The 18,751-nt window shown below is 73.4% G+C and carries 15 protein-coding genes, 1 rRNA gene and 1 pseudogene; 13 read left to right on the top strand and 4 right to left on the bottom strand.

The window, feature by feature from the left end; translation table 11 throughout:
* Positions 1 to 79, top strand: a 5S ribosomal RNA gene (gene rrf, locus KDL01_RS27205); the annotation flags it as partial.
* Positions 80 to 406: 327 nt separating this feature from the next.
* Here the strand turns inward: rrf and KDL01_RS27200 are convergent.
* Positions 407 to 1,951 carry a hypothetical protein gene (locus KDL01_RS27200; RefSeq protein ID WP_212531464.1) on the bottom strand — a complete coding sequence of 515 codons (1,545 nt, stop codon included), beginning with the start codon at positions 1,949 to 1,951 and terminating at the stop codon, positions 407 to 409.
* Between KDL01_RS27200 and KDL01_RS27195 the strand changes: the two genes are divergently transcribed.
* Positions 1,925 to 2,746 (top strand): tetratricopeptide repeat protein, encoded by an 822-nt coding sequence (locus KDL01_RS27195; protein ID WP_212531463.1) that lies wholly within the window; start codon positions 1,925 to 1,927, stop codon positions 2,744 to 2,746. The two genes, KDL01_RS27200 and KDL01_RS27195, sit on opposite strands and share 27 nt — an antisense overlap.
* A gap of 86 nt (positions 2,747 to 2,832) precedes the next feature.
* On the opposite strand, the gene KDL01_RS27190 is transcribed toward KDL01_RS27195, so the two are convergent.
* Positions 2,833 to 4,125 (bottom strand): DUF1015 domain-containing protein, encoded by a 1,293-nt coding sequence (locus KDL01_RS27190; protein WP_212531462.1) that lies wholly within the window; start codon positions 4,123 to 4,125, stop codon positions 2,833 to 2,835.
* Between the two features lie 159 nt (positions 4,126 to 4,284).
* On the opposite strand from KDL01_RS27190, the gene KDL01_RS27185 reads away from it, so the two are divergent.
* Together KDL01_RS27185 and KDL01_RS27180 are read left to right on the top strand one after the other, a co-directional pair.
* Positions 4,285 to 4,755 carry a tetratricopeptide repeat protein gene (locus tag KDL01_RS27185; protein ID WP_246577056.1) on the top strand — a complete coding sequence of 157 codons (471 nt, stop codon included), beginning with the start codon at positions 4,285 to 4,287 and terminating at the stop codon, positions 4,753 to 4,755.
* A 120-nt stretch (positions 4,756 to 4,875) separates the two neighbouring features.
* Positions 4,876 to 5,685, top strand: a pseudogene (locus KDL01_RS27180) (HAD-IIA family hydrolase); the annotation flags it as partial.
* A 13-nt stretch (positions 5,686 to 5,698) separates the two neighbouring features.
* On the opposite strand, the gene KDL01_RS27175 reads toward KDL01_RS27180, so the two are convergent.
* Positions 5,699 to 6,049: a sterol-binding protein gene (locus KDL01_RS27175; protein ID WP_212531460.1), complete on the bottom strand. Its 351-nt coding sequence runs from the start codon at positions 6,047 to 6,049 to the stop codon at positions 5,699 to 5,701.
* Between the two features lie 52 nt (positions 6,050 to 6,101).
* On the opposite strand from KDL01_RS27175, the gene KDL01_RS27170 reads away from it, so the two are divergent.
* From KDL01_RS27170 to KDL01_RS27155, 4 genes are all read left to right on the top strand, one after another.
* Positions 6,102 to 6,305 (top strand): hypothetical protein, encoded by a 204-nt coding sequence (locus tag KDL01_RS27170; RefSeq protein ID WP_212531459.1) that lies wholly within the window; start codon positions 6,102 to 6,104, stop codon positions 6,303 to 6,305.
* Positions 6,306 to 6,388: 83 nt separating this feature from the next.
* Positions 6,389 to 7,342, top strand: coding sequence for a TlyA family RNA methyltransferase (locus tag KDL01_RS27165; RefSeq protein ID WP_212531458.1), 954 nt, complete (start codon positions 6,389 to 6,391; stop codon positions 7,340 to 7,342).
* 741 nt (positions 7,343 to 8,083) lie between these two features.
* Positions 8,084 to 9,070, top strand: coding sequence for an NAD kinase (locus tag KDL01_RS27160; RefSeq protein ID WP_212531457.1), 987 nt, complete (start codon positions 8,084 to 8,086; stop codon positions 9,068 to 9,070).
* 217 nt (positions 9,071 to 9,287) lie between these two features.
* Positions 9,288 to 10,478, top strand: a complete 1,191-nt coding sequence (locus tag KDL01_RS27155; protein ID WP_212531456.1) for a low temperature requirement protein A — start codon at positions 9,288 to 9,290, stop codon at positions 10,476 to 10,478.
* On the opposite strand, the gene KDL01_RS27150 is transcribed toward KDL01_RS27155, so the two are convergent.
* Positions 10,463 to 11,518, bottom strand: coding sequence for a C40 family peptidase (locus KDL01_RS27150; RefSeq protein WP_212531455.1), 1,056 nt, complete (start codon positions 11,516 to 11,518; stop codon positions 10,463 to 10,465). The genes KDL01_RS27155 and KDL01_RS27150 overlap by 16 nt on opposite strands.
* 371 nt (positions 11,519 to 11,889) lie before the next feature.
* On the opposite strand from KDL01_RS27150, the gene recN reads away from it, so the two are divergent.
* From recN to murJ, 5 genes are all read left to right on the top strand, one after another.
* Positions 11,890 to 13,647 (top strand): DNA repair protein RecN, encoded by a 1,758-nt coding sequence (gene recN / locus KDL01_RS27145; RefSeq protein WP_212531465.1) that lies wholly within the window; start codon positions 11,890 to 11,892, stop codon positions 13,645 to 13,647.
* A 120-nt stretch (positions 13,648 to 13,767) separates the two neighbouring features.
* A complete protein-coding gene (gene steA, locus KDL01_RS27140; protein WP_212531454.1) occupies positions 13,768 to 14,976 on the top strand; it encodes a putative cytokinetic ring protein SteA in 1,209 nt (402 codons plus the stop codon).
* The gene (locus KDL01_RS27135; RefSeq protein ID WP_212531453.1) at positions 14,973 to 16,040 is read left to right on the top strand and encodes a copper transporter; all 1,068 of its coding nucleotides are present in this window, start codon (positions 14,973 to 14,975) and stop codon (positions 16,038 to 16,040) included. Before steA ends, KDL01_RS27135 begins: the two co-directional genes overlap by 4 nt.
* 59 nt (positions 16,041 to 16,099) lie before the next feature.
* Positions 16,100 to 17,176: a hypothetical protein gene (locus KDL01_RS27130; RefSeq protein ID WP_212531452.1), complete on the top strand. Its 1,077-nt coding sequence runs from the start codon at positions 16,100 to 16,102 to the stop codon at positions 17,174 to 17,176.
* On the top strand, positions 17,169 to 18,751 hold a 1,583-nt coding region (murJ, locus tag KDL01_RS27125; protein WP_212531451.1), incomplete at its 3' end, for a murein biosynthesis integral membrane protein MurJ. The genes KDL01_RS27130 and murJ, both read left to right, overlap by 8 nt.

Here is an 18,751-nt window from a genome sequence, read left to right as displayed (position 1 = left end):
CCCGAACCCGGAAGCTAAGCCCGCCAGCGCCGATGGTACTGCCAGGGAGACCTGGTGGGAGAGTAGGACGCCGCCGCACTACACGTAAGCCCTGTAGGCCCCCGACCAGCAATGGTCAGGGGCCTACGGGCATTTGACCCCCGACCGTGCCGGTCGGGGGCCCGCAGGCGCGTCACCCCAACCGCTCATTCGTGCCCGCATGCCCGTGTCTGGGCGATTGGCCATCGGCGCGGACAGTGGGGGAGAATGGGGGGATGCGTCTAGGCGCAGTCTTGATCGATTCACGAGACGTTCTTCCATACGCCACGACAGGAGCCTCACGCGCATGTCTACTTCCTCTTCCGGCCGCCCCAAGCGTCCTATGACGGGCCGCCCTTCGGGGAACAGCAAGCGCGTGGCCGGACAGTCACGCTCGGACCGCGGCGACCAGGGCAACCGGGGCGAGCGCAACGAGCGCGGCGCCGGCCGTCCCGCCCGGGACGACCGCGCGCGCGGCGGCGACCGTCCGTCGTACGGCGGCGACCGTGACCGCAGCACCGGCGGTGACCGCGGTGGGTTCCAGCGTCGTGATGACCGTGGCGGGGACCGTGGTGGTTTCCAGCAGCGCGACAACCGCGGCGGAGATCGCCCGTCCTATGGTGACCGTGACCGCAGCACCGGTGGCGACCGCGGTGGCTTCCAGCAGCGCGACAACCGTGGCGGAGACCGTCCCTCGTACGGTGACCGTCGTCCGTCCTACGGCGACCGTGACCGCAGCACCGGTGGCGACCGCGGTGGGTTCCAGCGTCGCGATGACCGTGGCGGGGACCGTGGTGGTTTCCAGCAGCGCGACAACCGCGGCGGGGACCGCCCCTCGTACGGTGACCGTGACCGCAACGCCGGTGGCGACCGCGGCGGGTTCCAGCGTCGCGACGACCGCGGTGGCTTCCAGCAGCGTGACAACCGCGGCGGGGACCGTCCGTCGTACGGTGACCGCAGCACCGGCGGTGACCGCGGCGGGTTCCAGCGTCGCGATGACCGTGGCGGGGACCGTGGCGGGTTCCAGCAGCGTGACAACCGTGGTGGCGACCGTCCCTCGTACGGTGACCGTGACCGCAACGCCGGTGGCGACCGCGGCGGGTTCCAGCAGCGTGACAACCGTGGTGGCGACCGTCCCTCGTACGGTGACCGTCGTCCGTCCTACGGCGACCGTGACCGCAGCACCGGTGGCGACCGCGGCGGCTTCCAGCAGCGTGACAACCGTGGCGGAGACCGTGGCGGGTTCCAGCAGCGCGACAACCGTGGTGGCGACCGCCCGTCGTACGGTGACCGTCGTCCGTCCTACGGCGACCGTGACCGCAGCGCCGGTGGCGACCGTGGTGGCTTCCAGCAGCGCGACAACCGTGGCGGGGACCGTCCGTCCTACGGCGACCGTGACCGCAGCACCGGTGGCGACCGTGGTGGTTTCCAGCGTCGCGATGACCGTGGTGGCGACCGCCCGTCGTACGGTGACCGTCGTCCGTCCTACGGCGACCGTGACCGGAGCGCCGGTGGCGACCGTGGTGGTTTCCAGCAGCGTGACAACCGTGGTGGCGACCGTCCCTCGTTCGGTGACCGTGACCGGAGCGCCGGTGGCGACCGCGGCGGGTTCCAGCGTCGCGACGACCGCGGTGGCGACCGCCCCTCGTTCGGTGACCGTGACCGGAGCGCCGGTGGCGACCGCGGCGGGTTCCAGCGTCGCGACGACCGTGGCGGTGACCGCCCCTCGTTCGGTGACCGCGACCGCAGCGCCGGTGGCGACCGTGGCGGGTTCCAGCGTCGTGAGGAGCGGCCGGCCCAGGCGGCGCCCGAGGGTGAGCAGACGCCGCACCTCGACCTGCCCGAGGACATCGACCTCAACGACCTCGACGACGACATCCGCGCCGAGCTGCGCACCCTCGTGCGCATGAAGGCCCAGCTCGTCGGCAGCCACCTGGTGATGGCCGGGCGTCTGATCGACGAGGACCCGGAGAAGGCCTACCAGTACGCCCGTTCGGCTCAGCAGCTCGCGCCGCGCCTGGCCGCGACCCGCGAGGCGCTCGGCCTGACCGCCTACCTGTCCGACCGCTACGCCGAGGCCCTCGCCGAGCTGCGTGCGGCCCGCCGGATCACCGGATCCAACCACCAGTGGGCCGTGATGGCCGACTGCGAGCGCGGGCTCGGCCGTCCGGAGAAGGCGCTGGAGATGGCGCAGGCGCCCGAGGCCAAGGAGCTCGACAAGGGCACCCAGATCGAGCTGCGCATCGTCGCCGCCGGCGCGCGGCGCGACCTGGGCCAGGTGGACGCGGCCGTGGCCATGCTCCAGGGCGCCGACCTGACCCCGGCCCAGATCGAGCCGTGGACCGCGCGGCTGCGCTACGCCTACGCGGACGCGCTGCTCGAGGCCGACCGCGAGACCGAGGCCCGCGAGTGGTTCGCCCGCGCGGCCGAGGCCGACACCGACGGCATCACCGACGCCGAGGACCGCATCGCGGAGCTCGACGGCGTCGTCTTCGGCGAGGAGGGCGAGACCGGCGAGGTCGCGGCCGCCGACGCCGACGAGCTCGAGGACGAGTTCGACGACGAGGATGACGAGGACGACGACGAAGAGTTCGACGACGAGGACGAGGACGACGACCTCGACGACGAAGACGACGAAGACGAGGACGACGACGAAGAGTTCGAGGACGCCGCGCCTCGACTCGACGCGGCGGAGCTCGAGGCCGGCATCGAGGACGAAGAGCAGTAAAGACGGCTGGTAGTACAGGTGCCCCTGGCGGCCGCTCACCCGAGCGGCCGCCAGGGGCACCTTCGTTTTCGCCGGCGCGCCGGCTCTCAGCTCTCTTCGTCGAGCAGGCGCAGCACCAGGCCGGTGGCGGGCTTCGGGGAGAACGAGGTGGACTTGCGCGGCAGCATGACGCCCGCCGCGGCCAGTTCGTGCACGGTCGCCTCGGGCACGGGGCGCAGCAGCACCGCGATGCCGGAGTGGCGGTAGGCCTCGGTCACGGCGCTGCGCGCGTCGTGGTCGTAGCGGATGCTCTGCGCCGTGTCGGGTATCGACCAGACGCCGACGGCCAGCGCGTGGTGCAGCACCGTCGCGTCCAGCGCTCGCCAGGCCTCCGGGCGGTCCTGCGGCACGTGCTCGGCGAGCAGCTTCGGGTCCGGGTCGGTCAGCAGCCAGGCGTCGTGCCCGGCGACCACGGCGAGCGCGACGGCGTCCCGGTCGGCCGCCTCCAGCGCGTCCAGCGCGCCCCGGTAGCCGCCGTCCACCCGTTCCACGGTGAACCACTGCTGCGCCTCGTGGACGGCGTGCGCGGCCGGCAGGTCGGGCAGCCAGCGGTGGATGCCCTTGACCCGCAGCGGGTGGCGCTCGGTGTTCACCAGCAGCGCCAGGCCGTGCTCGGTGCCCGCGCGGCCGAGCGCGGCCAGCTCGCGGTAGGCCGCGTAGCGGTGGTGGCCGTCCGCGATCAGCGCCTCGCGTCCGGCCAGGTCCTCGGCCACGGCGGCGAGCTGCGCGGTGTCCGAGACCGCCCACATCCGGTGGCGTACGCCGTCCGCCCCGGTGGCCTCGACCAGCGGCGCCTCCTGCTCGGCCGTGCGCTCCACCAGCGCGGACGCGGCGCCTTCACCCTGATAGGCGAGCAGGATCGGCTCGGGATTGGCCCCCAGCGCGTACATCAGCGAGCGGCGGTCCTGGACCACCGCGTCCACCACGTCCTCGTGCGGATGCACCGGGCCGCCGTCCGCCGAGTTCGGCAGCAGCATTGCGCCGATCAGGCCACGCTGGAGTGCCCCGGGCCCGTCGGGGCCGTCCGGGACGCGCTGTTCGTAGACGTACAGGGCCGGCTGCCCGTCGAGGGTCATCAGGCCCTCATCGCGCCATTCCCGCAGCGTGCGGGCGGCCCGGCGGTAGCGCTGGCGCGGGTCGGGCTCGTCCAGCTCGGGCAGGATCACGCGGACGATGTTGTGCGCGTCGCCCTCCGCGAGCCGCTGGGCCTGGTCGTGGTCGATCATGTCGTAGGGCGGGCTGATCACGGCCGCCGGGTCCGCGGCGCCGGTGAAGCGCAGTCCGCGAAACGGCGAAAGGACGAGGCGGTTCGGCGTGTCGGCGGCAAGCTCGGCGGTCATAGCGAAATGCTAAAGGGGACCGTGCCCCTCCGGTGAACGGGTGGTGTGGCAGAGAAGTAGGCATCGAGCGCACGAGGAGCGGGGAAGGTACGGCTCTACAGGTAGTCACGGAACCACCGACCATTCGGGATCGGCTGACGCGACGGCAGGAGGCGCGGGATGATGGCGGGCGAGCGGCAGCAGGGTGAGGACGGCTGGCTGGACGAGCCGGGCGAGCAGGAGCGGGGCCTGCCCAGCGGCGAGGTCCTCGACTGGTACCAGCGAGGCGTGCAACTGCTCGACGAGGGCGATCCGGCCACCGCCTCCCAGGTGCTGCGCCGGGCGGCCGCCCGGGTTCCGCACTCCCGGTCCGTGCTCGAGGCCCTGGCCCGCGCACAGTTCGACTCCGAGCAGTACGACGAGGCAGTCGGCTCCTTCCAGCGCCTGGTCGAGGAAGACCCCGACGACGACTACGCGCAGTTCGGCTGGGGCCTTTCCGCCGCCAAGCTGGGGCAGTTCGACCTGGCGGTCGAACACCTGGCCGCGGCCGCGGCGATGCGGCCGGACGTGAACTACTACACGCTCGCGCTGCGCGGAGCCAGGGCGACCGCCCGGGCCCACGCCCACCGGCCGCCGCAGGGGCAGCGCTAACCCGCCAGGGCGGGTCCTGGGGCCTCGCGGGTGACGCCCGGGCCCGCGGGGGCCCGGGCGGGTTGTACGGGCCCGTACGCTGCCGTGCGGGGCCGGGGGGCACCTCAGTAGGATCGAGGCGTGACCCAAGACTCGACACTGCCGCTCGCCCGCCGCTACGACACCGCCCTGCTCGACCTCGACGGCGTGGTCTACCGCGGCGCCGACGCCGTGCCGCACGCCGTCTCCGCGCTGCTGGAGGCGGCCGAGATGGGCATGCACCTGGCGTACGTCACCAACAACGCCTCGCGCACCCCGGACGCCGTGGCCGAGCACCTGGTCGCGCTGGGGCTGCCGGCCACGCCGCAGGACGTGGTCACCGCGGCCCAGGCGGTCGCCCGGATGATCGCCGAGGCGGTGCCGGCCGGCGCCAAGGTGCTGATGGTCGGCGGCGAGGGGCTCCGGGTGGCGCTGGAGGAGCGCGGCCTGGTCCCGGTCACCTCCGCCGACGACGCTCCGGCCGCGGCGGTGCAGGGCTACCGGCCGGACACCAGCTGGGCGGAGCTGGCCGAGATCGCCTACGCCGTGCAGCGCGGCGTGCCCTGGTTCGCCGCCAACACCGACCTGACCATGCCCACCGCCCGCGGTATCGCCCCCGGCAACGGCGCGCTGGTCACGGCCGTGGCCAAGGCGTGCCCGGGCCAGTGGCCGCAGGTCGCCGGGAAGCCGGAGATCGCGCTGCACCGGGAGACCATGCTGCGCACCAAGGCCGAGCGGCCGCTGGTGGTCGGGGACCGGCTCGACACCGACATCGAGGGCGCCAACCGGGCCGGGGTGGACTCGCTGCTCGTGCTCACCGGCGTCACCACGCGCGAGCAGGCCGAGGCGGCGGACGGTCCGCACCGGGCCACCTACGTCGCCGACGACCTCAGGGCTCTGCTCAAGCCCCAGGCCTGACGGCCGCTCAGAAGACCTTGCGCAGGCGGAACAGGTCGCCGACGGACGCGCCGACCTTGATCCGGCCGGACGTCCACGCCTGCACGAAGTTCAGCCGCCCGTCCACCAGGGCGGGCAGGTCGTCGCTCGGGATGGTCAGCCGGATCTGCGCCTGCGGCAACAGGCTGACATCGTCGTAGGACACGACGTCGAGCAGCCGGGCGTCCTTGAGCCGGCCGTGGAAGGCGACCGCGAGGTCCGGCACCGTGCAGCTGACCGTGCGTTCGACGTTGTTGCGCGTGCGCCGATCGTCGTCGAGGCCGCCCATCTTGGCCGCGAGACGTTCGAGCGCCGCCGCGCATTCATCCTTGGTCGCCACGCATGGCACCCTACACATCCCGGTTGTCGGTCGCACGCGATACCGTCGTTCCATGAACAGCCCCGAGATCGCCGAGCTGCCGCAGGCCCAGGCCGACACCCCGTTCCCGGAACTCGAGCCCACCGGGGACGAAGCGGTCGACGACGCGCTCGAGCGGCTGCGGGAGCTGGCCGAGCGGCCGACCGAGCAGCACCCCGAGGTCTACGACGGCGTGCACCAGCGGTTGCAGGAGGCACTGGCCGACCTGGGCCGCTGAGCGCGGCTCGGGCAAAGCCTGGCAAGTGTGAAGGACAAGACGGCCGCGTAGCGCCCGGGACGACGGAAGAGACAGAGCAGACCATGGCAGCGCAGGCGCGTCGGCGTCTCGACGCGGAGTTGGTCCGGCGCCGGCTGGCCCGGTCCCGGGAGCAGGCGGTGGAGCTGATCGCGGCCGGACGGGTCACCGTCGGCGGGCAGCGGGCGGCCAAGGCGGCGACACAGGTGGAGACCTCGGCCGCGATCGTGGTGGCCGCCGCGCCCGCCGGCGCCCCGGAGTACGCCTCGCGCGGCGGACACAAGCTGGCCGGCGCGCTCGAGGCCTTCGGCGCGGGACCGGACGGGCTGCGGGTGGAAGGCCGCCGCTGCCTGGACGCAGGTGCGTCCACCGGCGGGTTCACCGACGTGCTGCTGCGTGCGGGCGCGCGGCAGGTGGTCGCGGTGGACGTCGGGTACGGACAGCTGGTGTGGGAGCTGCAGAACGATCCGCGGGTGGTCGTGGTGGACCGCACGAATGTGCGCGAACTGACCCTCGATCAGATCGGCGGCGAGCCGGTGGAACTCGTGGTGGGGGATCTTTCGTTCATCTCTCTGACGCTGGTGTTGCCCGCCCTCGTGCGCTGTGCCCTGCCGGACGCGGACCTCGCGCTGATGGTCAAGCCGCAGTTCGAGGTCGGCCGGGAACGCCTCGGCACCGGCGGCGTGGTGCGCGACCCCGCGCTGCACGCGGAGGCGGTACGCACGATCGCCGAGTCGGCGGCCGGGCTCGGCCTCGGCGTGCGCGGGGTGACGGCCAGCCCGCTGCCCGGACCGAGCGGGAACGTGGAGTACTTCCTGTGGCTGCGTCGCGGCGCGGCGCCGCTGCGGGAGCAGGACCTGGCCCGGGCCGTGGCCGAGGGACCGGCGGGTACAGCGGCGGGCGCGGGCAAGAGGACGGCGGCGGCTACCGAGAGTGCGGACGGCGGGGACGGCGGCGAAAGCGGGGACGGGGACCGGGGCAGGGACGCGGACGCGGCAGCCGCGGACGAGGAGTCGTGAGTCGTGACGGGGTACGGGACGAAGTGGGGAAGCAGGCCGGAGTAAGAAGGTAAGAGGGAGAGTGCGGACCGGCGGGTCCGGACGGTTTCTCGGGAGTGACGGCGCAGTGCGGACCAGTGTGCGGACGACGGTGCGGAAGGAGACCGCGATGGCGATGAGGCCGGCGGCGAGACGCGCACGCGCGTCCGGATCGCGCCGGGTTCCGGCAGAGCCCACCGCGTCGGTGTCCGGATCGTGCCGGGTTCGGGCGGACTCCACAGCGTCGGTGTCCGGATCGGGCCGGGTGCCGGTGGACCTCATGGCGTCGGGATCACGCGGGGTTCGGTTGGACCTGACGGTGCCGGCCTCCGAATCGCGGCGGGTTCGGACGGACCTCATCGTGTCGACGTCTGGATCGCGCTGGGTTCGGGTGGACTCCACAGCGTCGGCGTCCGGATCGGGCAGGGTGTCGGCCGACCTCACCGCACTGCTGTCACCGCCGTCACCGCCGTCACCGCTGTCCGGATTCCGTCGAGTTCTCGGGGATCGTGTCACGCGGGGCGCTGATGGCGTACTGTCCGGCGTGAGGCCGAGAGCCGGAGCCCACCCGTCGCGCCGCTCGAGCCGGCCCGAGTCGTGCGTGCCCTCCGTGCCGTACCTGCCGTCCGTGGCGTCTGCGGCGTCGGTGCCGCCCGCAGCGGGCGTGGGGTGCGCGCCGGGCGCGACTGGCCTACGCAAACCCGCCGCTCGAAGGGAAGACCGGTGAACGAGCCGCAGCGCACCGTCCTGCTCATCACCCACACCGGGCGCAGTGAGGCCCGCGATGCCGCGCGCAAGGTCGCGCACTGGCTGGCCGTGGCCGGGATCGGCGTGCGCATGCTGGAGCCCGAGGTCGAGCTCGACCGGCTCGAGGTCGGGGAGCCGGGCAGCTGGATCGTGCCCGAGGACCGGCACGCGGTCGAGGGCTGCGAGCTCGTGGTCGTGCTCGGCGGCGACGGGACGCTGCTGCGCGGGGCCGAGCTGGCCCGGATGGCCGACATCCCGCTGCTCGGGGTCAACCTCGGGCGGGTCGGGTTCCTGGCCGAGGCCGAGCTCGAGGACCTGCACGAGGTGGTCGAGCGCATCGTCGAGCACCGCTACGAGGTCGAGGAGCGGATGACCCTCGACGTGCGGGTGACCCAGGCCGGCCGGCTGGTCGGGCAGACCTGGGCGCTGAACGAGGCGTCGGTGGAGAAGCGCTCGCGCGAGCGGATGCTCGAGGTGCTGGTCGAGATCGACGGGCGGCCGCTCTCGCGCTGGGGCTGCGACGGCGTCATCTGCGCGACGCCCACCGGGTCCACCGCGTACGCGTTCTCGGCCGGCGGCCCGATCGTGTGGCCCGGGGTGGACGCGCTGCTGCTGGTGCCGATCTCCGCGCACGCCCTGTTCGCCCGGCCGCTGATGGCCGCGCCGACCTCGCTGCTCGCGATCAACGTGCAGGACGGGGCCGGGCTCGAGCACGTGACCAGGCCCAGCATGGACTCGTCCAGCGGCACCACCGAGGAGTTCGAGCAGGGGCACGGGCACGAGGGCTCCGGTGTGCTGTGGTGCGACGGGCGGCGCACGCTCACGCTGCCGCCGGGGGCCCGGATCGAGGTGCGGCGCGGCGAGCACCCGGTGCGCCTGGCCCGGCTGCACCAGGCGCCGTTCACCGACCGGCTGGTGGCGAAGTTCGCGCTGCCGGTGGACGGGTGGCGCGCGGTCCGTTAGGCGTGGGGCGTGGGGCGAAGGCCTCAGACCCTCAGCCGATCGCGGGCGCGGCGAGGAGGCCGCCCCGGCGCGGCGCCCACCGTGGACGGCGAGGTCGCCGGGCCCGGGCAGCGTGCGCCGGCAGCGGGCCCGGGCAGCACGCACGACCACGGCCGCGACGGCGCGTCCGCGCGGGCGGGTGCCACAGTGTTCTGGCACGGTCTGGGACACTGGCCGGATGGTGCGTGTCCCCGGGCTCATGCGGCCCTCCGGCGCGGTGCGGGCCAGGGAGACGGACGAGAGCCACCGGGTCTCCACGCCGCTCGAGTTGTTCTTCGACCTCTGCTTCGTCGTCGCGGTGGGCCAGGCCGGGCGGGAGCTGGCGCACGCGGTGGGCGCGGGGGAGGTCGGGCACGGGCTGGCCTCGTACGCGGCGGTCTTCTTCGCGGTGTGGTGGCCGTGGATGAACTACTCCTGGTTCGCCACCGCCTTCGACCCCGACGACATCCCGTTCCGGCTCGCCACCTTCGTGCAGATCGCCGGATCGCTGGTCATCGCGGCCGCGGTGCCGCGGGCGTTCGAGCACGGCGACTTCCACCTCATGGTCGTCGGGTACGTGGTGGTGCGCCTGGCCTTCTGCTCGCAGTGGCTGCGGGTCCACCGCGACAATCCGGAGCTGCGCGGGACGGCGGCGCGGTGGGGTTCGGGCGTGCTGGTGATCCAGGCGCTGTGGGTGGCGCTGCAGTTCGTGCACGCGCCGGTGGACTTCGACCTCGGATTCGGCCTGCTGGCCGCCGCCGAGATCGCGGTGCCGTACTGGGCCGGGCGGGCAAGGCCGATCCCGTTCCATCCGCACCACATCGCCGAGCGCTACGGGCTCTTCACGCTGATCGTGCTGGGTGAGACGGTGTCCGCGGCCACGGTCGCGGTGCAGGAGGCGACGGTGGCGCAGGACGACCTCAAGGAGCTGCTCGCCCTCGCGTTCGGCGGCCTGCTGATCGTGTTCGCGGCCTGGTGGCTCTACTTCGCCCACGAGATGGGCGATCTGCTGGCGCGTCAGCACTCGCCGTTCGTGTGGGGCTACGGGCACTACTTCGTGTTCGCCTCCGCCGCCGCGATCGGCGCGGGGATGGAGGTGGGCGCGGCGTGGACCACCGGGAACGACCACATCTCGGCCCGGCTCGCGGCGGCCGCGGTCACGGTGCCGACGGCGGTGTTCTACCTCGCCGTGTGGCTCTTCCAGGCCCGCTACTTCAAGCGCGGCTACGCGCAGGCGCTGATGCCGGCCAACGCCGCGGTCGTGCTGCTGTGCACTCTGGCCGGGGGCTACGCGGTGATCCTGGCGGGACTGTGCTGCGCGGCCGGCGTCGCGGCGGGTGTGTACGCCGCGACCCGGCCGGTCGAGTCTCGGGGTCAGACGGTCGAGTAGCCCAGGATCGTCATGTTGACGTAGTACACCGAGCTCGGGTCGATCGAGGCCCACTGGACGTAGGAGCCGGGGTGGGTGGCGTGGATCATCATGCCGTTGCCGATGTACATGCCCACGTGGCCGGGTCCGTCACTGGCGGAGGCCCCCGGCTCGAGGAAGTAGATCAGGTCGCCGGGCTGCAGCTGGGAACGGGAGATGTGCGTCTCGGTGTCCCACATCTCGAAGGAGGTGCGCGGCAGCGAAACGCCCGCGGCCAGCCACGCCTCCTGCATGAGCCCGGAGCAGTCGAAGACGTTCGGTCCGTTGCCGCCGTAGACGTAGGAGTCGCCCAGCTTGGACTCGACGTAGTCGACGGCTATCGCGTTGCGGCCGGTGACGACGGGCAGGGTGCCGCTGAAGTGCGTCCACATCCCGCCGCTGCCGATGTTCATCTGCTGCTGCTCCGCCGGAGTCAGCTCGGCGACGAGCGCCTGGGCTTCCTTGCTCAGCTCGTCTGCCTGCTGCTTGGCCGACTGGGCGGCGGCGAGCGCGCTCTGCTGCTGCTTGATCAGCTGCGCGGCGAGCGCCTGCTCCTGCTTGAGCGAGGCCTGGTCCGACTTGAGGGACTTGAGCTGCTCGGCCTCCTGCGCGGCGATCTCGTTCTCGCCGGAGACCTTGTCCAGGTAGGTGGTGGGGCTGGCCGAGAGGGTCAGCTCCAGCGTCTCGTCCACACCGCCGTTGCGGTACTGCGCGGCGGCCTGGGAGCCGACGGTCGCCTCCAGCTTGGCGATGCCCTCGTTCTGCGAGCTGATCTCGTTCTGCAGGGCGTTGATCCGCTGCTGGAGCTGCGCGTAGGCCTGCTCCTGCTGGTCGTAGACCTGGCCCGCCGCCTCGGCCTTGCCCTCGTCGGCCAGGTACTGGGCCTTGGCCTGGGACAGAGTGGTCGCCTGGCTGGAGCTCGGCACCATCGCGACCGTCCCCGCGGTCAGTCCGACCACGGCGACCGCGGTGGCTTTTCGGGGCGTGACCAACTTGGACGCGCGATGTGTGGCGGTGCTCATGGACTCCCACAATCCCTTCTGAGGGCAGAACTCAGACTGAACGAGGTATGGACGGGCTGAACCGTTACCTTGCCAGTCTCTCCCGGCGCACTGGTAGTCCGTGGCCTGAATTCCTTTGCGCCAGGCCGATATCGGTGGCCCGGCGCCGCCCGCCCGGCACCGAACGGATTGTCGGAGTGCGCAGGGGTATGTCTGTTTCGTTCCCGGGGCGAATCGGACTTTCCAGACCGATATCACGACCTGGTCACGACGTCTGGCGCCACCCCTGTCTTGCCGACAAGTTGTCGTCAAGTCGACCCGGACGGGTGATCGCCCGCCCGGGCCCGCGCGCACCCGTCGGAACCGGCTAATCTCATTGTGTGCTGGAGCAGATGCGCATCCGCGGGCTCGGCGTGATCGAGGACGCGGTTCTCCGATTCGCACCGGGCTTCAACGCCGTCACCGGTGAGACCGGCGCGGGCAAGACCATGGTGGTGACCGGGCTCGGACTGCTCTTCGGCGATCGCGCCGAGAGCGGGCGGGTGCGGCCCGGGGTCGAGCGCGCCGTGATCGAGGGACGCCTGGAGCTCGGCGAGGCCTCGCGCGCGGCGAAACGCGCGCGGGAGTACGGCGGTGCGCTCGACCCGGCCGATCCAGGGCCCGAGGGCGAGGAGCGGGCGGAACTGCTGATCAACCGCGCGGTGGCCGCGGCCGGCTCCAGCGGTTCGCGCGCGTTCCTGGGCGGCCAGCCGGTGCCGGTGGCGGTGCTCGCCGACCTGGCCGAGGACCTCGTGGCCATGCACGGCCAGTCCTCCCAGCAGCTGCTGCGCCAACCCGCCCGCCAGCGCGACGCGCTCGACCGCTACGCCGGGGAGCCGCTGCTGGGCGCGCTCGGGGCGTACCGCGCTACTTATAACGAGTACAAGGCCGCCTGCGCCGAGTTCGACGAGCTGACCACCCGCGCCGCCGAACGCTTCCGCGAGGCCGACGCGCTGCGCTACGGGCTGGCCGAGATCGACAAGGCCGAGCCGCGCGAGGGCGAGCGCGAGGAGCTGGCCGCCGAGATCGGACGGCTCGGCAGCGCCGAGTCGCTGCGCACGGCCGCCGCCCGCGCGCACGAGGCGCTCAGCGCCCAGGACTCCCCGGACGCCGCGGGCGACGCGCTGACCCTGATCAACCAGGCCCGCCGCGCGCTGGAGCCGGAGAAGGACAAGGACCCGGCGCTCGCGGCGCTGGCCGGCCGACTCGAGGACCTGTACTGGCAGCTGACCGAGTCCGCCGCCGACCTGGCCGGATATCTGGCCGGGATCGAGGCCGACCCGACCCGGCTGGAGTTCGCGCACGAGCGGGTGGCCGACCTCGACGCGCTGTGCCGCCACATCGGGCGCTACCTCGACGCCGAGACCGAGGCCACCGTCTCCGCCGTGCTCGCCTGGGGGGAGCGCGCCGCGCTGCGCCTCGGCGAGCTCGAGGGCGACGACGGGCGCATCGCCGAGCTGACCGAGCGCAGGGACGAGCTGCACGGCCGGCTCGGCCCGCTCGCCGACGAGGTCAGCGAGCTGCGCACGCAGGCCGCCGCCGCGTTCGCCGCGGCCGTGGTCACCGAACTGGCCGCCCTGGCCATGCCGCACGCCCGGATCGAGGTGCGGGTCAGCGCCCGCGAGGAGTTCGGGCCCTTCGGCCGGGACGAGGTGGAGCTGCTGCTCGCCCCGCACCCCGGCGCGCCGTTCCTGCCGATCGCCAAGGGCGCCTCCGGCGGCGAGCTCAGCCGGGTCATGCTGGCCATCGAGGTGGTCTTCGCCGGCGCCGACCCGGTGCCCACGCTGGTGTTCGACGAGGTCGACCAGGGCGTCGGCGGGCAGGCCGCGATCGAGGTGGGCCGGCGGCTGGCCCGGCTCGCCCGCAGCTGCCAGGTCATCGTGGTCACGCACCTGCCGCAGGTGGCCGCGTTCGCGGACCGGCAGCTGGTGGTGGCCAAGGACACCTCCGGCGCGGTGACCTCCTCGGACGTGACCGTCGTGGCCGACGCGGACCGGCACACCGAGATCGCCCGGATGCTCTCCGGGCACACCGAGTCCGACTCGGCCAAGGACCACGCGCGCGAACTCGTCGACGCGGCCGCGGCCGAGCGCGCCGCGAACCCCCGCTGAGTCCCGGTCCGCCCCCGCCGGACAGGTCACAGCCGGGTCACGTCCCGGTGAAGAGGCTCTGAGAAGGCGCCGCCACGGAGTGTACGGGCACCTCGACCTGGCAGGATGGGGGAGATAACCATGAGCGGCAGCACGCGCGCGCGGCGCGCCAAGAACGAGGAACCCGACGAGGCGCGCGCGGCCGACGCGCCGTTCGGGGAACAGACGCTGCGGATGGACCGGCGCACCAAGAACCTCACCAAGCGGCTGCGCCCGGGCGACATCGCGCTGATCGACCACGAGGACATCGACCGGATCGCGGCCGAGGCCCTGGTGGCCGCCCGGCCCTCGGCCGTGCTCAACGCCGCCGCCTCCATCTCCGGCCGCTACCCCAACTCCGGCCCGGAGATCCTGGTCGGCGCCGGGATCCCGCTGATCGACGAGGTCGGCGAGGAGCTGTTCCGGATCGCCCGCGAGGGCGAGCGGGTCCGGGTCGAGGGCAACGTGCTGCTGCGCGGCGAGGTCCCGCTCGCGGCCGGGCGGCTGCTCGACACCGAGACCGTGCTCGCCGCCATGGACGAGGCCAGGTTCGGACTGTCCGCGCAGCTCGAGACCTTCGTCGAGAACACCCTCGAGTACCTGCAGAAGGAACGCGAGCTGCTGCTCGACGGCGTCGGCGTGCCGGACATCCGCACCGACCTGTCCGACCGGCACGCGCTGGTGGTGGTGCGCGGCTACCACTACCGCGAGGACCTCGCCGCGCTGCGCCCCTACATCCGCGAGTTCCGGCCGGTGCTGATCGGGGTGGACGGGGGCGCCGACGCCATCCTCGAGGCCGGCTACAAGCCCGGCCTGATCGTGGGCGACATGGACTCGGTCTCCGACAAGGCGCTGACCTGTGGGGCCGAGATGGTGGTGCACGCCTACCGGGACGGCAAGGCCCCTGGCCTCGACCGGCTGCACGCGCTCGGCCTGGACGGCGTGGTCTTCCCGGCCACCGGCACCAGCGAGGACATCGCGCTGCTGCTCGCCGACGACAAGGGCGCCAAGCTGATCGTGACCGTGGGCACCCACACCACGCTGATCGAGTACCTGGACAAGGGCCGCTCCGGGATGGCCTCGACCTTCCTGACCCGCCAGCGGGTGGGCGGCAAGCTGGTCGACGCGAAGGGTGTCTCCCGGCTCTACCGCAGCCAGATCTCCTCCGGTTCGCTGCTGCTGCTGATCGGCGCCGCCCTGGTCACGCTGGTGGCCGCGGTCGCGGTCTCGCCCTGGGCCGGCGCGTACGGGGAAGTGCTGCGCGGATACTGGGACAACTTCGTCTTCTGGCTGCAGGGACTGTTCTCGTGATCGATTTCCGGTACCACGTCGTGTCGATCGTGGCGGTGTTCCTGGCCCTGACGGTCGGCCTGGTGATCGGTGCCTCGATCCTGTCCAAGGGCCTGGCCGACTCCCTGCGCGGGAGCCTGGCCCAGTCCAACTCGCAGATCAAGAGCCAGCAGGGGCAGATCACCGAGCTCAAGAACGAGGTCGAGCAGCGGGACAAGTACATCTCGGCCACCGCCGCGGGTCTGGTGGCCCATCAGCTCGACGCCGGCTGCGTGGCGGTGATCCAGATCGCGGGGGCGGACAGCGATTCCTTCAACGCGGTGAGCACGATGCTGCAGAAGCAGTCCGGCGCCTCGATCTGCAGCGAGACCACGGTCAACGCCGCGTTCACCGCCGCCGGGTCCGAGCAGCAGCTGTCCGAACTGGTCGTCACGCACACCCCGGGCGGCCAGACGCTGACCGGCACGACGGTGCAGCAGCAGGCGGCGCAGCTGCTCGCGGAGGCGCTGAGCACGGCGCAGCCCGGCGGCGGCCCCGCCACGGTGCCCTCGAGCAGCCCGAAGCCGACCGCGACCGCGTCGCCGGGGGCCACCGCGACACCGACCGCCACCGCGTCGCCCGGCGCGGGCGCGAGCGGCGCGCTCGGCGTGATGACGGCGAGCGAGGCGCTCAAGACGCTCAAGGACTTCCAGAACGACGGCATGATCACGATGGCCATGGAGCCGGCCGACTGGGGGCAGGCGAACCTGGCCTACATCGCCGCGCCGTCCACCGCGAACACGGACATCGAGAACCAGGCCTACCTGACGCTGGCCGAGACGCTGCGCAAGGGCGGGACGCTGCCGATGGTGGGCGGTTCCGGGCAGTCCGCGGACAAGGGCGGGCTGATCGCCGCGGTGATCGCGGACGCCACCGCCTCCCGCGACATCCCCACCGTCGATGACACCGACTCGGTGATGGGCCAGGTAGCCTCGGTGTTCTGTCTCGCCGAGCTGCTGGAGGGTGGAACGTCGGTCGCCGGGCACTACGGTACGGGCACCGACAACGACGGTCTGGTCCCGCCGAATCTGGCCGGGCTCGGCTGATCGGCGGGTCGGTGCGGGTGCGGGCAGACGGAACGATGAGGCGGAGAGCGGGTCGGGCGATGCGCAAGGCGACGGCCACAGGACTGCTGACGGCGGCGGCGGGGGCGGCCGGTGCCCGGCTCGGCCTGCGCGAGGCGGCCAGGTTGACCACGAAGCGCCCGGGCGGCGGGCACGACGGCGGTGCGGGCGGGACACGCGGCGCGGGCGGCGGATTCGCCGGCGCGCTGTGCGCCCCGGAGCGCTGGAACCGGCTCAACCACCGCGGCGAACCGGTCACCCTGCTCGAGGGCCCGGCGTACGCGGCGGGGGCGGCCGCGGCGGTGTGGCTGGCGCCGGGACTGGCTGCGCGCACCCGGGTGGCCGGGATGGCCGCCGCGCTCGGAGCGGGCGCCCTGGGCGCCTACGACGACCTCTACGGGAACGCGGACCGGCGCGGGCTGCGCGGGCATCTCAGTGCCCTCAAAAGCGGCGAGCTGACCACCGGCGGCGTGAAGCTGGTCGGCATCGGCGCGCTCGGCCTGGCCTGCGGGGCGCTGGTGCGGCGCGGCAGCGTGCTGGACAAGGCGCTGGCCGGGGTCGTGGTGGCGGGCGCGGCGAACGCGGCGAACCTGCTGGATCTGCGTCCCGGCCGGGCGGTGAAGGCGGCCGCGCTGGCCTCGGTCCCCGGCCTGGTCAACCGTGCCCGCTCGGGCGCGGAGGACAACGGCGCGGTGGCGCTCGGCGCGGCCGGGCTCGGGGCAGCGGCGGCGCTGCTGCCGGAGGACCTCGGCGAGCGGGCGATGCTCGGCGACGCCGGGGCCAACGCGCTCGGCGCCGTTCTCGGCCTGGCCGCGGCGGCCGGGGCCACCCGGGCCGGACTGGCCTGGCGCGCGGCCGCGCTCACCGCGGTCACCCTGGCCAGCGAGAAGGTCTCCTTCACCAAGCTGATCGCGGCCTGCCCGCCGCTCGACGCCCTCGACCGGCTCGGCCGCCGGCCCGCGGCCGCGGCGAAGCTGCCCGCGCAGCAGTCCCGGGCCGAGTCGGCCGACGCCGCCGGCTCCGAGTCTGCGGTCGAGGACGCGGCCGCGGCCGCCGACACCCCACCCCCCGCCATTGAGCCCGAGCGCCCGCCGCACGATCCGGACGCCCGTGGCTGAGCAGCCGCAGCCACCCCGTCCGGCACCGCCCGTTCATCTGGCCGAGCAGCCGCAACGGCACGCGCCGGGGCCGCACGGACTCGACGATCCGCTGCTCGAGCCGGACGACGCGTACCGCGAGAGCGCGCCGCCGGGCCCGTTCGGCGGCGGCGCCGGCGCCTCGGTGGCCCGGGCCGCGGCGATGATCGCGGGGGTCACCGTGCTCTCCCGGCTCTTCGGCTTCCTGCGCACCCTGGTGTTCTCGCACACCGTCGGCCACGGCGACCTGGCCGACGCGTACAACTCGGCGAATCAGATCCCGAACACGATCTTCGACATCGTGGCCGGGGGCGCGCTGGCCGGTGTGGCGGTGCCGCTGCTGGCCGGGCCGCTGGGCCGGGGGGAGCGGGCCTACGCCTCGCGCACCGTCTCCGCACTGCTGACCTGGGCGCTCGGCGCGCTGCTGCCGTTGTGCCTGCTCGGGATCGGGCTCGCCATACCCCTCGGCGCGCTCATCGCCGGGCCGCACGGACCGGCCGGCACCTACCCGGATCTGGTCGGGCGCTTCCTGATCCTGTTCATGCCGCAGATCCCGTTGTACGGCGTCGCGGTCGTGCTGTCCGCGGCCCTGCAGGCCGACCGGCGCTTCTTCTCCCCGGCGATCGCACCGCTGCTCTCCAGCCTGGTCATGGTGACCACGTACTCCGCGTTCGGAGTGCTCGACTCCGGCGCCGCGAACGACCTGGACACGCTGACCGACAGCGCCTGGCTGCTGCTCGGCATCGGCACCACGCTCGGGGTGGCCACGCTCGCGCTGTGCCTGGTCCCGGCCGTGCGCCGGGCCGGCTTCCGGCTTCGCCCGACGCTGCGCTTCGCCCCGGGGGTGGCGCGCCAGGCCAGGCAGCTGGCCGCGGCCGGCATGGTGACCCTGATCGCCCAGAACTGCGCGGTGCTCGGCGTGGTGTTCCTGACCAACTACGCGGATCCGACCGGCGGCGCGCTGACCGTCTACAACTTCAGCTGGGCGGTGTATCTGCTCCCTTACGCGGTCCTGGTGGTGCCGATCGCCACCAGCGCCTTCACCGAACTGGCCGCGCTGGCCGAGGACGAGGACCGGGCGGCCTACCGGGCCGGGATCGCGGCCACGGCGCGCGCGGTGACGCTGGCCGGATTCGCCGGCGCGGGCCTGCTGACCGCGGTGGCCTGGCCGATGGCGAGCCTGTTCATCGCGCCGCACAGCACCGGACCAGGGGCCGCGACGATGGCGTACGGGCTGCTCGCCTTCGCCCCCGGACTGCTCGGCTACGCGGCGATCGCGCTGCTCGGCCGGGTGCTCTACGCCTCCGGGCACGGCCGGGACGCGGCCGTGGCCACCTCGATCGGCTGGCTGGTGGTCTTCGCCGCGGACGCCGTGCTCATCTTCACCTGGCACTCGCAGCCGGTCACCGCGCTCGGGGTGGGCAACTCGCTCGGCATGACGCTGGCCGGGCTCCTGCTGCTGCGCGCGGTGCGCCGGCGGGTGGGCGCCGGCGTGTTCGCGGGCCTCGGCCGCACCGCGCTGGCCGGGCTGCTCGGCGCGGTGGCGGGGGGCGGGGC

The sequence above is a fragment of the Actinospica durhamensis genome (genome assembly GCF_018139695.1).
Taxonomy (GTDB): Bacteria; Actinomycetota; Actinomycetes; order Streptomycetales; family Catenulisporaceae; genus Actinospica; species Actinospica durhamensis.
The sequence above is the reverse complement of the archived record's forward strand: the minus strand, read 5'-3'. Positions and strand labels throughout refer to the sequence as shown.

Coding starts and splice junctions, on each gene's coding strand:
- KDL01_RS27165 (WP_212531458.1), top strand. CDS start 6,389: ATGGCAGCGCAGGCGCGTCGGCGTCTCGACGCGGAGTTGGTCCGGCGC.
- KDL01_RS27150 (WP_212531455.1), bottom strand. CDS start 11,518: ATGAGCACCGCCACACATCGCGCGTCCAAGTTGGTCACGCCCCGAAAA.
- steA (WP_212531454.1), top strand. CDS start 13,768: ATGAGCGGCAGCACGCGCGCGCGGCGCGCCAAGAACGAGGAACCCGAC.
- KDL01_RS27170 (WP_212531459.1), top strand. CDS start 6,102: ATGAACAGCCCCGAGATCGCCGAGCTGCCGCAGGCCCAGGCCGACACC.
- KDL01_RS27130 (WP_212531452.1), top strand. CDS start 16,100: ATGCGCAAGGCGACGGCCACAGGACTGCTGACGGCGGCGGCGGGGGCG.
- KDL01_RS27185 (WP_246577056.1), top strand. CDS start 4,285: ATGATGGCGGGCGAGCGGCAGCAGGGTGAGGACGGCTGGCTGGACGAG.
- KDL01_RS27195 (WP_212531463.1), top strand. CDS start 1,925: ATGAAGGCCCAGCTCGTCGGCAGCCACCTGGTGATGGCCGGGCGTCTG.
- KDL01_RS27155 (WP_212531456.1), top strand. CDS start 9,288: ATGGTGCGTGTCCCCGGGCTCATGCGGCCCTCCGGCGCGGTGCGGGCC.
- recN (WP_212531465.1), top strand. CDS start 11,890: ATGCGCATCCGCGGGCTCGGCGTGATCGAGGACGCGGTTCTCCGATTC.
- KDL01_RS27190 (WP_212531462.1), bottom strand. CDS start 4,125: ATGACCGCCGAGCTTGCCGCCGACACGCCGAACCGCCTCGTCCTTTCG.